General features: G+C 68.3%; 12 protein-coding genes. 8 read left to right on the forward strand and 4 right to left on the reverse strand.

Annotated elements, in window-relative coordinates; translation table 11 throughout:
- Nucleotides 1-108: 108 nt before the first annotated feature.
- On the forward strand, nt 109-900 hold the full coding sequence (locus QSK17_RS10915) for an SAM-dependent methyltransferase (protein WP_285704490.1): 792 nt from the start codon (nt 109-111) through the stop codon (nt 898-900).
- 64 nt (nt 901-964) lie between these two features.
- On the opposite strand, the gene QSK17_RS10920 is transcribed toward QSK17_RS10915, so the two are convergent.
- The 3 genes from QSK17_RS10920 to QSK17_RS10930 form a co-directional block, all read right to left on the reverse strand.
- A complete protein-coding gene (locus QSK17_RS10920; protein ID WP_285704492.1) occupies nt 965-2,470 on the reverse strand; it encodes a CoA-acylating methylmalonate-semialdehyde dehydrogenase in 1,506 nt (501 codons plus the stop codon).
- Nucleotides 2,457-3,752, reverse strand: coding sequence for an aspartate aminotransferase family protein (locus QSK17_RS10925; RefSeq protein WP_285704493.1), 1,296 nt, complete (start codon nt 3,750-3,752; stop codon nt 2,457-2,459). The genes QSK17_RS10920 and QSK17_RS10925 overlap by 14 nt, the downstream gene beginning before the upstream one ends.
- Before the next feature lie 167 nt (nt 3,753-3,919).
- A complete protein-coding gene (locus tag QSK17_RS10930; protein ID WP_285704495.1) occupies nt 3,920-5,407 on the reverse strand; it encodes an MFS transporter in 1,488 nt (495 codons plus the stop codon).
- An 85-nt stretch (nt 5,408-5,492) separates the two neighbouring features.
- Between QSK17_RS10930 and QSK17_RS10935 the strand changes: the two genes are divergently transcribed.
- From QSK17_RS10935 to QSK17_RS10960, 6 genes are all read left to right on the forward strand, one after another.
- Nucleotides 5,493-6,278: a TetR/AcrR family transcriptional regulator gene (locus QSK17_RS10935; RefSeq protein WP_285704497.1), complete on the forward strand. Its 786-nt coding sequence runs from the start codon at nt 5,493-5,495 to the stop codon at nt 6,276-6,278.
- Nucleotides 6,279-6,366: 88 nt separating this feature from the next.
- On the forward strand, nt 6,367-7,977 hold the full coding sequence (locus QSK17_RS10940) for a PucR family transcriptional regulator (protein ID WP_285704499.1): 1,611 nt from the start codon (nt 6,367-6,369) through the stop codon (nt 7,975-7,977).
- Entirely contained in the window at nt 7,974-9,032 is a 1,059-nt protein-coding gene (locus tag QSK17_RS10945; RefSeq protein ID WP_285704501.1) for a DmpA family aminopeptidase, read from the forward strand. Before QSK17_RS10940 ends, QSK17_RS10945 begins: the two co-directional genes overlap by 4 nt.
- Nucleotides 9,029-9,376 carry a cupin domain-containing protein gene (locus QSK17_RS10950; RefSeq protein ID WP_285704503.1) on the forward strand — a complete coding sequence of 116 codons (348 nt, stop codon included), beginning with the start codon at nt 9,029-9,031 and terminating at the stop codon, nt 9,374-9,376. The genes QSK17_RS10945 and QSK17_RS10950 overlap by 4 nt, the downstream gene beginning before the upstream one ends.
- Nucleotides 9,377-9,471: 95 nt before the next feature.
- Nucleotides 9,472-9,684: a hypothetical protein gene (locus QSK17_RS10955; protein WP_285704505.1), complete on the forward strand. Its 213-nt coding sequence runs from the start codon at nt 9,472-9,474 to the stop codon at nt 9,682-9,684.
- Between the two features lie 216 nt (nt 9,685-9,900).
- Nucleotides 9,901-11,316 carry a phosphodiester glycosidase family protein gene (locus QSK17_RS10960; protein ID WP_285704507.1) on the forward strand — a complete coding sequence of 472 codons (1,416 nt, stop codon included), beginning with the start codon at nt 9,901-9,903 and terminating at the stop codon, nt 11,314-11,316.
- Between the two features lie 470 nt (nt 11,317-11,786).
- On the opposite strand, the gene QSK17_RS10965 is transcribed toward QSK17_RS10960, so the two are convergent.
- Nucleotides 11,787-12,671 carry a phenylalanine 4-monooxygenase gene (locus tag QSK17_RS10965; RefSeq protein WP_285704508.1) on the reverse strand — a complete coding sequence of 295 codons (885 nt, stop codon included), beginning with the start codon at nt 12,669-12,671 and terminating at the stop codon, nt 11,787-11,789.
- A 132-nt stretch (nt 12,672-12,803) separates the two neighbouring features.
- On the opposite strand from QSK17_RS10965, the gene QSK17_RS10970 reads away from it, so the two are divergent.
- Nucleotides 12,804-13,268, forward strand: a complete 465-nt coding sequence (locus tag QSK17_RS10970) for an Lrp/AsnC family transcriptional regulator (RefSeq protein WP_285704509.1) — start codon at nt 12,804-12,806, stop codon at nt 13,266-13,268.
- The last annotated feature ends 302 nt before the right edge of the window (nt 13,269-13,570 follow it).

The following is a 13,570-nucleotide window of genomic DNA, read 5'->3' on the forward strand; positions in this document are numbered from 1 at the left end:
CACTAATCCCGATAAGCTAGCTTTTCCTCAGATATCCAGATATCTCGTCATTTGCAATGAAATCGCCGGTACGGCGGCGAGCGAGGGACCGCGATGAATCGGGGCGTGATGAGCGTCGAGTTTGACCCGAATACTCCCAATGCAGCACGAATGTACGACTATTACCTGGGCGGCAAGGACAACTTCCCCGCCGACCGTGCCGCGGCCGATCAGGTCCTGCGATACGTGCCGGAGATCCCGATCGGGATCAGGGAGAACCGCGCCTTCCTCCAGCGCGCCGTGCGCTACCTCGCCGAGCAGGGCGTCCGCCAGTTCCTCGACATCGGCGCCGGTCTGCCGACGCAGCGGAACGTGCACCAGGTGGTCGCCGAGATCGACCCCGAGGCCCGCACGGTCTACGTCGACAACGACCCGCAGGTGCTCGTCCACGCCCGCGCCCTGCTGCAGGACAGCCCGCAGGTGCTCGTCGTCGAGGGCGACCTCAGGCAGCCCGCCGAGATCATGCACCACCCCGAGATCCGCGCTCACCTGAACTTCGACGAGCCGATCGCGGTGCTGCTGCTGGCGATCGTCCACTTCATCCCGGACTCCGACGACCCGGCCGGCATCATCACCGAGATCCGGGGCGAGCTGCCGCCCGGCAGCCACCTGGTCCTCTCCCACGTCGCCGTCGACGAGCGCCCGGAGGCCGCGCCCCAGGTGGAGGGCATCTATCGCAGCGCGTCCGCCCAGTTCGTCGCCCGGATGTCCAGCGAGATCGAACCGTTCTTCGAGGGCCTCGAGGTCGCCCCGCCGGGGATCGTCAACCTGCACGAATGGCGGCCCGACAGCCCGGTCCTCGCGCCGCCGCTGGAGAAGGTGAAGTCCTACTTCCTCTGCGGCGTCGGCCGGATCCAATGAGAAACGCGCGTGGAGGGGGCGTTTTCGCCCCCTCCACGCGCGTCCTGAGGTCGCTAGCGGTTCGTCACCCGTTCGTCGGGAAGCCGAGGTTCACGCCGCCGTGCGAGGGGTCGAGCCAGCGTGACGTGACGACCTTGCCCCGGGTGTAGAAGTGCACGCCCTCGGTGCCGTGGACGTGGGTGTCGCCGAAGAGCGACGCCTTCCAGCCACCGAAGCTGTAGAACGCCATCGGCACGGGGATCGGCACGTTGATGCCGACCATGCCGACCTCGACCTCGTTCTGGAAGCGCCGGGCGGCGCCGCCGTCGTTGGTGAAGATCGCGGTGCCGTTGCCGTACTCGCCGGTGTTGATCAGCTCGAGGCCCTCCTCGTACGACTTGACGCGCACGATGGACAGGACCGGGCCGAAGATCTCCTCCCGGTGGACCCGGGAGTTGGCCGGCACGTGGTCGAGCACGGTGGGGCCGAGCCAGAAGCCCGGGGTCTCCGCCGCGGTGCTGCCGCCGTGAACGGGCGTCTCGCGGCCGTCGACCACGACCTTGGCGCCCTCCTCCTGGCCGAGGTCGATGTAGGACGCCACCTTGTCGCGGTGCACCTTGGTGACCAGCGGGCCCATTTCGGACTTCGGGTCGTCGCCGGGGCCGATCGTCAGCTTCTGAACCCGCTCGACGATCTTGTCGACCAGCTCGTCGCCGATCGGGTCCACCGCGAGCAGGACGGAGATCGCCATGCACCGCTCGCCGGCCGAGCCGAAGCCCGCCGACACGGCCGAGTCGGCGACCAGGTCCAGGTCCGCGTCGGGCAGCACGAGCATGTGGTTCTTGGCGCCGCCCAGCGCCTGGACCCGCTTGCCGTGCGCGGTCCCCGTCTCGTACACGTACCGGGCGATCGGGGTCGAGCCGACGAAGGAGACGGCCGCGACGGAGGGGTGCTCAAGCAGCCGGTCGACGGCGACCTTGTCACCCTGGACGACGTTGAACACGCCGTCGGGCAGGCCCGCCTGCTTCCACAGCTCGGCGATCAGCAGCGACGCGGAGGGGTCGCGCTCCGACGGCTTGAGGATGAACGTGTTCCCGCAGGCGATCGCCACGGGGAACATCCACATCGGCACCATCGCCGGGAAGTTGAACGGCGTGATCCCGGCGACGACGCCGAGCGGCTGCCGGATGGAGTACGAGTCGACGCGGGTGGAGACGTTCTCGGAGAAGCCGCCCTTGAGCAGGTGCGGGATGCCGCAGGCGAACTCCACGACCTCGATGCCGCGGGCGACCTCGCCGAGCGCGTCGGAGTGCACCTTGCCGTGCTCTGCGCTGATCAGCGCGGCCAACTCGTCACGGTGCTGGTCCATCAGCTCGCGGAAGCGGAACAGGATCGCAGCCCGCTTGACCAGCGACGCGTCACGCCAGGCGGGGAACGCCGCCTTCGCCGCCTCGACGGCGGCGTCCACGTCCTCGACGGCCGCGAGTTCCACGGTGCCGCCGACCTCGCCCGTGGCCGGGTTGAAGATCTCGGAGGTGCGGCCCCCGCCGGAGACGCGGTTCCCGTTGATCCAGTGGTTAACGTGCTTCATCGTTGACGGTCTCCAAAGCGGTGATCATGATTTCCAGACCCTCGCGGGCCTCGTCCTCGGTCAGGGTGAGCGGCGGCGCCATGCGCAGGGCGCTGCCCTGCAGGCCGCCCTTGCCGACGAGCAGGCCGAGCTTCCTGGTCTCCTCCATGAAGCGGGCGGCCAGCGCCGGAGCGGGCGCCTTGGTCACGGGGTCGGCGAGCTCGATCGCGAACATGAGACCCTTGCCGCGGATCTCCTTGACGATCGGCAGCCGGGTCGCGGCCTCGCGCAGGCCGGACATGATGATCTCGCCGGTCTTGGCGGCGTTGGCCTGCAGATCGTGGTCGAGCACGTAGTCGAGGGTGGCCGTGGCCGCCGCCATCGAGATGGGGTTGCCGCCGAAGGTGGCCACGCCGAGCGCGTGCGGCCCGTCCATCAGGTCGCCCCTGGCGACGATGCCGCCGACCGCGAAGCCGTTGCCAAGCCCCTTGGCGAAGGTCATCATGTCGGGCGTCACGCCGTGGTTCTGGATGCCGAAGAACGCGGATCCGGTACGGCCCCAGCCGGTCTGGACCTCGTCGGAGATGAAGAGGATGCCCTCCTCGTCCAGCACCTCCTTGTACGCCGCGAACAGGCCGTCGGGGGCCATGGTGAAGCCGCCGACACCCTGGATGGGCTCGGCGATGAGCGCCGCGACGTTGTTGGTCACGCCGGTGGCCAGCACGTGCCGCAGGTCTTCGACGCACGCGGCGATGTACTCGGCGTCCGACATGCCGCGGAACTGGGTGAGGTGCCGGTCGGCGCCGTGCAGGAAGTGCACGTTGAGCGGCGACAGCGAGTTGTTCTTCCAGGCCCGGTTGCTGGTCACGCTGATGGCGCCGAAGGAGCGGCCGTGGTAGCTCTGCCGCATGGCCAGGACCTGGTCCGACTTGCGGGCGTAGGTGGCGAGCAGCAGCGCCGTCTCGTTCGCCTCGGTGCCGGAGTTGGTGAAGAAGACCTTGGCGTCCTTGATCCCGGACAGCTTGGCGATCTTCTCGGCCAGCTCGATCTGACCGCGCAGCAGGTACGCGGTGGACGTGTGGACCACACCGGTGGCGAGCTGGCGCTCGACCGCCTCGCGCACCTCGGGCACGTCGTACCCGATCATGTTGGTCAGGATTCCGATGAAGAAGTCGAGGTAGCTCTTGCCTGAAGCGTCGACGACACGGTTGCCCTTGCCGCTGACGATCTCGATGGGCTCGGCATAGTTGAGAGCGAGCCAGTTGGGCATAACCGCGCGATGGCGGGCAAGAAGGTCCGACATAGTGTCGAGTATCTCGCTTCAGATGGACCGCTCCCAGCGGCAACATGTCGACTTTCTTCGGCTCAGGTTTACATCATGAAGTGACCTTCCAGACATCAGCATGTAATGACAAATGAAGATACGGCCCCCGGGGCGCGGCGGCCGTACCTCATGGATCTTCCGGATGGTCAGGCGGAGGTGCTCGCGGTGGGCGCCCCCGCGACGGGAGCCTCGGACGCCGGAACCCCCGCGGCCGACGTGCGGCGCAGCACCAGGAGGGCCACAACCGCGGCGGCCAGGGAGCAGCCCACCCCGACGTAGGAGCCGATGGACATGGCCGACACGAACGCGTCCTTCGCCGTGGCGGCGAGCGACGGGTCCTTGAGCGCCAGCGCCCCACTGATCGAGTCGCGCGCCACCGCGGGAGCGGACTCGGGCATGGCGGCGGTGTAGGACCCGGCGAGCACGCTGCCGAGCACCGCCACGGACAGCGCCATGCCCACCTGCTGGACGGTGTCGTTGAGCGCGGAGCCGACCCCCGCGTGCTCCGCCGGCACCGCCCCCATCAGGGTCGCGTACGCCGCCGGACCGGCGAGGCCGCCGCCGACGCCCATGATGATCAGGCTCGTGATGAGCACGGCGTACCCGCCGCTCAGAGTGGACAGCACGCCGAACCCGGCGGCCATGACGAACAGGCCGACCACGATCAGCGTGCGGTTGCTGACCTTCTTGCCCAGCCCGGCGCCGAGGCCGTTGAACATCAGCGCGGCGACGACGTACGGCAGCAGGGCGAGCCCGGCCTGCATCGGCTCGTAGCCGAGGACGAACTGGAGGTACTGCGTCAGCGCCAGCATCAGCGCGCCCGAGCCGAAGGACAGCAGCACGATCGAGAAGCACGCGCCGCTGAAGGACCGGTCACGGAACAGCCGCAGCGGGAGCATCGGGTGCTCGACCTGGCGCTCCCAGAGCACGAACCCGCCGAGGGCGAGCACGGCGACCGCGACGTACAGCGGGTTGAGGCCGTCCGTGGGCATGGTGATGACGATCCACACCAGCGCGGCCATTCCGACGATCGACAGGACGACGCCGACCGGGTCGATCTTCCGCACGGAGCCGCGCGACTCGGGCATCAGGACGACCGCCGCGAGGATGGCCAGCGCGGCGATCGGCACGTTGAGCAGGAACACCGAGCCCCAGTAGTAGTGCTGGAGCAGGAACCCGCCGATCGTCGGCCCCGCGATCACCCCGAGCATGGCGACCGAGCTCCAAGCGGCGATGGCCTTGCGCCGCTCCGACTCGTCGAAGACGGTGATCAGGATCGACAGCGTGGACGGCATGATGAACGAGCCGCCGACGCCCATCAGCGCCCGCGCGCCGATCAGCTCCCACGGCTCCGTCGCGAGCATCGCGAGCACCGACGCCCCGCCGAAGAAGGCGAGGCCGATGATAAGCAGGCGGCGCCGGCCATACCGGTCGGAGAGGCTGCCCGCCGTGAGCAGCAGTCCCGCGAACACCAGCACGTACGAGTCGATGATCCATTGGATGTCCGACGGGGTGGCGCCGAGATCGCGCATGAGCGCGGGGATCGCCAGGTTGAGCACGGTGTTGTCCACGACGAGGACGAGCAGGCTCAGGCAGAGGACGCCGAGGATCCACCATCGGCGTGGGTGCGACATTGATCTTCACCTCGAACAGTGTGCGATTAGACTCGGACACTGTACGATAAAACTCGTACACCGTGCGAGGAACTATTCTGTGACGATGTCAGCGAAGCCCTTCTCGTCTGTCTGGACCCGCGAACCCAAGGGGCGGCGCGAGCAAGGACTCAGCCGTGACCAGATCGTCCGCGCCGCCCTCGAACTGCTCGACGAGGAGGGGCTCGACGCGCTCAGCATGCGCAAGCTCGGTGCCCGGATCGGCGCGGGCGCGACCAGCCTCTACTGGCATGTCGCCAACAAGGACGAGCTGCTCGAACTCGCCATGGACGAGGTCTACCGCGAGGTGCCGAAACCCGTCGGGGCGAGCTGGCGCGAGACCGCGGGAGCCATCGCGTGGGGCCTGCGCGGCGCGATCCTCGCGCACCCGTGGTGCGTCAGGCTCATCGGAGTGCTGCCGGGCATCGGGCCGAACGCGCTGGTGATGTCGGACCTGCTGGTCAAGGCGTGCAAGAAGGCCGGGTTCCAGGGCATCGACATCGACTTCGCCGTCGGGGCCGTCGTCGCGTACGCCCTCGGCTCCGCCGTACCCGAGGCGGCGTGGCGCGGCATGCTGAACCGTTCGGGCGACTCCCCGTGCGAGGCCCAGACCGAGATGATGCCGACGATCGAGGGACTGGCCGCCGGGCACCCCGACCTGCTCGAACGCTACAAGGACTACATCGCCAGCGGCGTCGATCCCTTGACCGGACGGCAGATCGCCTTCGACTACGGCCTGGTCGCACTGCTCGACGGCCTCGACGCGCGCCGTGGCGGACAGGCGGGCGGGCAGAGCGGCTCGCGGGGCACCAAGGACGGCGGCGCGCCCCGTGTGTCCGAAATGCGGCCGTAGCGGCGGGGTGGACCGGATCGGAGCACCGCGTCATCCTGTCAGGCTGCCCCTCATCGACCTTACATAATGATCAGGTAGCCTCATGGGCATGCTACCGACGGTCGCCGATGTTCTCGCGCTGGACGCCGTCCGGCGTGGCAACCCACGGGTGGTCGCGGGCGCGGACCGGCTGGACACGCGCGTGCGCTGGGTCCATGTCGGCGAGATCAGCGATATCGCCACCATGCTGCGCGGCGGGGAGCTCGTGCTGACCACGGGCGTCGCCCTGCCCGACGAGCCGGACAAGCTCGCGGACTACATCGCCGACCTCGCCGCGGTCGGCGTCTCCGGCCTCGTGGTCGAGCTCGGGCGCAAGTTCGTCCGCGAGCTGCCCCGGGGAGTCGTCAAGGCCGCCGAGGAGCACGGGCTGCCCCTGATCGCGCTGGCCCGCGAGACCCCGTTCGTGCAGATCACCGAGTCGGTGCATGCCCGGATCATCGACATCCAGCTCCAGGAGCTGCGGGCGTCCGAGCAGCTGCACGAGGTGTTCACCGAGCTGTCGGTCGAAGGGGCCTCTCCGGCCGAGGTGCTCGGCCAGGTCGCCCGCTTCTCCGGCCGCCCGGTCCTGCTGGAGAACCTCGCCCACCAGGTGCTCGCCTGCGACACCGCGGGCCGCGACACCGGAACGCTGCTGGCGAGCTGGGAGACGCGCTCCCGCGCCGTCTCCCCCGACGAGCGCACCGCGTACGACGCGGCCTCCGGCTGGCTGATCACCATGGTCGGCGCCCGGGGTCAGGACTGGGGCCGGCTGATCCTGCTCTGCGACGGCGAGCCCAGCCCGCGTGACATCGTGCTCGCCGAGCGGGCCGCCACCACGCTCGCGCTCAGCCGCCTCCTCGAACGCCACCAGGAGTCCCTGGAGCGCCAGGCGCACGGCACGATCATCACCGGCATCCTGACCCACGCGTACGCCGACCCGGAGGAGGCCGCCGCACGGGCCCGCGCGGTCGGCGTGCCGCTCACCGGCAGGAAGCTGGTCAGCGCGGTCATCCGGCTCACCGGACCCACCGACACCGCGCTGGGCGAGCAGGCCCAGCTCGGGGAGCTGGCCGAGGCCGGCGCCGCCGCGTGCCGCGTCGCGAAGCTGCCCGCCCTGGTCGGCACGCTCGACCAGAACCACGTCGGTCTGCTGCTTCCCCTTCCCCCGCGTTCGACGGCCGAGGCCGCGCTGAACGCACTCGCCGACCGGCTCCGCGCCTCCTACACCGGCACCTTCGTCCTCGCGGCGGGGTCCGTGGTCGAGTCCATCAGGGACGTACGGCGCAGCTTCCTCGAAGCCGAGCAGGTGGCGGACGTGGCGGTGCGCCAGCCCGACGGGCGGGCGTTCTACCGCCTGCCCGACCTGCGGCTGCGCGGCCTGCTCCACCTGCTGCGAGACGACTCGCGGATGCAGACCTTCGCCGAGCGCGAGCTGGGCACCCTCCTGGCCCATGACGCCCAGCGCAACGGCGACCTGACCCGCATCCTGCGGATCTACCTGGACGCCGGGCGCAACAAGGCCGTCGCCGCGCAGAAGGCCCACCTGTCCCGGCCGGCGTTCTACGACCGGCTGCGACGGCTCGAACGCGTACTGGACACCGATCTGGACGATGTTGAATCATGCCTGTCACTTCATGTGGCACTGCTTGCCTTGGAATCCTTCCGGAGGGAGGCCCGTTGAGGGCTCGCGAGCACGGCATCGTCATCGGCACAGGAACGCCCGGACCGCACAACGCCATCACCGACGTCGCCGGAATGCGTGTCGGCCACACCACGCTGATCAGTGGTGAGGGCCCCCGGGTCACCGGTCGGGGCCCGATCCGCACCGGAGTGACGGTCATCCTCCCCCACGGAGGTTCGACCTTCGACGAGCCGCTGTACGCCGGCCTCCACTGGCTCAACGGCTGCGGCGAGATCACCGGCATGGCGTCCCTCGATGAGTTCGGTATGCTCACCTCCCCGATCGCCCTGACCAACACCGCCTCGGTGGGCGTGGTCAGGGACACGTTGGTGGAGATCGAGGTCATCGGCGGCAGGCAGGCGTGGTCGCTGCCGGTCGTGGGTGAGACATGGGACGGCCGACTCAACGACATCAACGGCCAGCACGTCCGGCGTGAGCACGTCCACCAGGCGTACCGCGAGGCCAGTGACGGCCCGGTCGCCGAGGGCTCGGTCGGCGGCGGAACCGGCATGATCTGCCATGGTTTCAAGGGCGGCATCGGTACGGCCTCACGGGTCGTGGACGGCTACACGGTCGGCGTCCTCGTCCAGGCCAACCACGGCAGGAGAGACCGGCTGACGGTCAACGGGGTCAACGTCGGCGCGCGGCTGCCCGCCGAGCCGGTGGCGCACGAGGGCGCCGGTTCGATCATCGGGATCGTGGCGACCGACGCACCGCTCCTCCCCCACCAGTGCAGGCGGCTCGCGCAGCGGGCCGGGCTCGGCGTCGCCAGGACCGGCGGTGCGGGCGAGAACTTCAGCGGCGACGGTTTCCTGTGCTTCTCCACCGGCAACAGGAACCTCCCCTCGGCGGCGCTGGACTCGAACACGCCGCGCACGTACCAGGTGACCGTACTCTCCGACGAGCACATCGACCCGCTGTTCTACGCGGTCATCGAGGCGACCGAGGAGGCAATCGTCAACGCGCTGGTCGCGGCTGAGACCATGACCGGGGCTGACGATCTGACCGTTACCGGCCTCGATGGGGCCACTCTGGCAAAGGTGCTGACCACATGATTTCTGACAACCTGGCCGCCGCCGGGGCCATCGCCCTCCCCGTCGCCGACGTGGAGCTGGAGCCGTACGACCTGGACCCGGGCCAGATCGTCTCCGGGAACCCGCGCGTGGCGCTGGCGCAGCTCAGCCCGGGCCGGGGCGTGTGGGAGATCACGCCGGGCGTGGTCACCGACGTCGAGGCCGACGAGATCTTCGTCGTGCTCACCGGCCGCGCCACGATCGAGGTGGAGGGCGGGGACACCGTCGAGGTCGGCCCCGGCGACGTCTGCCTGCTGGCCGAGGGCGCCAAGACGACCTGGACCGTTCACGAGACGCTCCGGAAGGTGTACCACTCCCAATCCTGACCCCGGGAGCGGTTTTCTCACCCGGGTGTAAGACCTATCGCACCGTGCACGCTGCGTACCGCGGCGTGCACGGTGCGATGTGGTTTTCTCGAAGGGTGCAGACGACCAGCGAACCTGAGATCAGTCCGGACACCGTGGTCCGCGCCCTGTCCGCCCGCTTCCCCCGATGGACGATCTGGTGGGGTAAGTCCACCTCGCACTATTGGGGACTCTCCCAGCGTCGTGGGGGTGTTCTCGTCTACGTCGAGGCCCGTTCGGCGCAGGAGTTCATGCAGCGGGCCCGTGACATGGACTTCCGCCACCCTTAGCGATTTATCCCCTTTAAGGGGGAATGTCGCAATTGCCGGAAATTGCCAGTGCGAATCTCGCCACATTTTCTCGCATTTGGCGGTTTTAGCCCACATTGCATTGTCTTTCTCGCCACGATGGTCATTTCACGACCATGAACGGGAGAGACCGCAATGAAACGCCGCCTGATCGCCGGCGCAGCCGCCCTGGTTGTGGGGATACCGATGGTTGTCGGGATGACCACGGCCACCGCCACCGCCGCTCCGGTCAACGGCCTGCCCACGACCGCATTCCCCCTGGGCCAGCCAGGCATCCCGAAATCGGCGCACAAGCCCCTCGCTGCCGGCATCGACTATTTCACCGTGAAGCACGGCACCTCCACGGACGGCTACACGGTGAGCGTCACCGTCGGGGGCAAGGATTTCATGACCGAATCCACCGCGCAGACACAGGCGCTCGCGGTCCAGGACGCCGGGATGACGCCGACGATCGTCAAGTTCACCCGGCCCGCCGTCGCGGACTTCCCCGCCCAGGACTTCTGGGCGGTCCGCGTCGGCTCCTGGGCGCTGAAGGACAAGGACGAGGCCGTCAAGGTCGTGAAGGAGCTCAAGAAGGCCGGCATCAGCTCCCTGGTCGACTTCACCGGTGACGACGGCTTCCAGACCACCGGCCCGTGGTTGATGCGGGTCGTCACCATCGACCCGCGCACGTTCCGCGGCTCCTTCCGCTCCTCCCTCGGCGTCAGCGTGGCCAAGCGGGAGACGGTCTCCTCGATGGCCAACGCCGCCGGAGCCGCGGTCGCCGTGAACGGCGGGTTCTTCGACATCCACACGCTCAAGAACCTGCGCGGCGACCCCACCGGACTCTCCGTCGTCGACGGAAAGCTGCTCAGCGAGGCCGTACCCGGCCGCATCGGCCTCGTGCTCCGAGGACGTACGGCCCGCATCACCGAGTTGTCCTCCAGCGTGGTCGCGACCGCCTCCGGCAGCGGCAACGCCGTCGTCGCGGGAGTGAACCGGGTCGCCAAGCCGGACGAGCTCGTCATGTACACCGAGGAGTTCGGAGCCAAGACCCCGAAGGACGACGGGGCCGAAGCCGTGCTCGACGCCTCGGGCAAGGTCATCGCGGTCCGGTCGCCTGGCGCCGCCGTCACCCGGGGCACCCGCGTCCTGCACGGCGTCGGCGCCGCGGCCGACTGGCTGTGGGAGAACGCCACGGAGGGCACCACCATCCAGGTGAAGACCACCGTGACGGACCTGCGGACGAAGCGGACCATCCCGCTGACCCCGGACACCAGCATCATCGCCGGCGCTATCGGGCTGGTCCGCGGCGGCCAGACCTCGATCACCGCGCAGCGGGACGGCATGGCGAATGTCAACATGATCCTGCGCCGTCACCCCCGCACGCTCGCCGGAGTGACCTCCTCCGGAAAGCTGATCCTGGCCGTGGTCGACGGCAGGGACCCCGGAAGCACGGTCGGCGCGTCCTTCATCGAGGCCGCGCAGATCATGCGCTGGCTTGGCGCCCGCGACGCGATCAACCTGGACGGCGGCGGTTCCAGCACCATGGTGATCGGCAAGAAGGTCGTCAACCACCCGTCCGACGGCGTCGAGCGCGGTGTCGGTGACGCCCTCCTCGTCATGCCCAAGTGACCGCATGACGCACTGATCCCGGCCTGGAGATTCACCACGCCAGGAGCGGCCCCTCGGCACGAATCGACGTGCCGAGGGGCCGCTTGCGTCTTCCGATCCCACCACGTGGGGCAGCCGAGAACGGCGCGCCGCCTCGCAAGCGGGCAGGAACAGTGCGCGCCGGTTACGGCGCGGGCTGGTGAGTTGGCGGGCTGGTGGGTTGGCGGGCTGGTGACGTGGCGGGCTGGTGGGTTGGCAGGCTGGTGACGTGGCGGGCTGGTGGGTTGGCAGGCTGGTGACGTGGTGGTGCGCGCTGTTACAGCGGCTGAAACGATCTCCGCGACGCTGTTCGGCTCGCCGGTTCGAGACGATCTCCGCGACGCCGCTCGGCCAGCCAGTTCAGCCGACTGAGACGATCTCCGCGATGCTGTGGAGGCCGGCCGATTCAGCCGCCTGACACCATCCGCGCGACGCTGTGGAGGCCGGCCGGTTCAGCCGGCTGACACGATTCGAGCGATGCTGTCGTCGTCGCAGGTCGCCCAGAACGATCCCACGACGTCTTCGAGCTGGTCGAAGGAGGCCGCCTCGAACAACACGTCCTGATATTTCGTGATGTCGTACTGGGTCGTTCCCATGGCCTTGAGATCCATAGGCCGGATGTCCATGCCCCGGAACTCCTCGATCTCACCGTAGGAGCTGAGAATCCCCGCGCCGTACGCCTTGAGCTCCGACCCCTCACGCATCACGCCGAACTCCAGCGTGAACCAGAAGACCTTCGAGATGAACTGGAGCGCGTCCTCGCTCTCGACCCTCCGGGCCGCCCTTCCGGCGAGCCGGTACAGCTCCGCGAAGCGGGGCGAGGCCAGCGTGTTCGCGTGCCCGATCACCTCATGGATGATGTCTGGTTCCGGGGTATAGAACGGCACCGAATGGTGCCGGATGTACTGCGTCGAGTAGAAGAGTCCGTCCGCCAGCACGCCGTAGAACTCCCGCAGTGGGACGAGACCGGCCGCCGGGAGGTAACGGAACCCCGTGATCGGCTCGAGGAGGTCACCGACCTCCTGAAGCTGCGGGATGCGATCCTTGGGCAGTCCCAGCCGATCGGCGGCGTCCAGGAACTCCCGGATCGCGTACACCTGATGCTTGACCGCGAGCTCCCTCGACACCAGGGCCCAGACCCTGTGCTCTTCCTCGGTGTACTCCGCGTGTGGGATGGGGTCTCCCAGCCGGTAGTTCAGCGCCAGGGCCGCGATGGCGTTGCGCCGCTCCCGGTAGACCGCATCGGCGAATCCCGGGTGGCTCGATGCCAGCTCCACGGTCACCGAGCCGTCCTCCCGCTTGGCGACGGGAGCGAAGTATTGGGCTTCCTCGAACATACTTCGTTATGACAGCAAATCGGATTTCTGCTGGCAAGAGCGACCAGTCTGAGTGGGCGGATCGTTCAATATCGCTATCGTTATGCGTCTTTGCCTGGTCGAATCGCACAGTCAGGGCGTAGCGTCGGTTTCATGCTCGATTCGCTGGACAGCAAGCTATTGATCACGATGCGTGACAACCCGAGGATCGGTCTCACAGAGCTGTCACGCCTGCTCGGCGTCGCCCGCGGCACCGTCCAGGCCCGCCTGGAGAAGCTCACCGCGCGCGGTGTCATCGGTGACTTCGGGCCTACGGTGATGACCGAGGAAATCGGCTATTCGATCCTGGCCTTCGCGTCACTTCAGATCGCTCAGGGCAAGCTCGCCGAGGCCGTCGAGGCCCTCGACGTGATACCCGAGATCCTGGAGGTGTACGGCACGAGTGGCCAAGCCGACCTGCTCTGCCGCGTGGTGGCCCGGAACACGCCTCATCTCCAGGAGATCATCGCCCGCATCCTCGCGTCACCCGCGGTCCAGCGCACGGACACGACGATCGCCCTCTCCACCCAGATCCCGTACCGCATCACCCCTCTCCTCGTCGCCGCAGTGTCCGACTGACACGAGCGGCGGGAGAGTGTGGCGCGGAGGCGGGGTGTAGAGCGCCGCGGTGATTCACTGTGATGTGGCTTTGGTGATCGGCTGTGAAGTGTCGTGGCGATCTGCGTGGCGATCGGTTGTGGCCTGTCGTGATGCCTGGTGTCCATAGGAACCATGAACCGGCCGGTGCCTCCTAAGTGGTCATGTCCGTAAATCCCTCGGGGGTTACGCCGCGACGTCGAGCACGTCAGGCTGTTGCTCGCAGTGATCGTGCTGCTGGGAGTCGAACTCTTTCTGTTCGTGTCGCTCGATCCGGGCCAGCA

The sequence above is a fragment of the Microtetraspora sp. NBRC 16547 genome (genome assembly GCF_030268965.1).
Taxonomy (GTDB): Bacteria; Actinomycetota; Actinomycetes; order Streptosporangiales; family Streptosporangiaceae; genus Microtetraspora.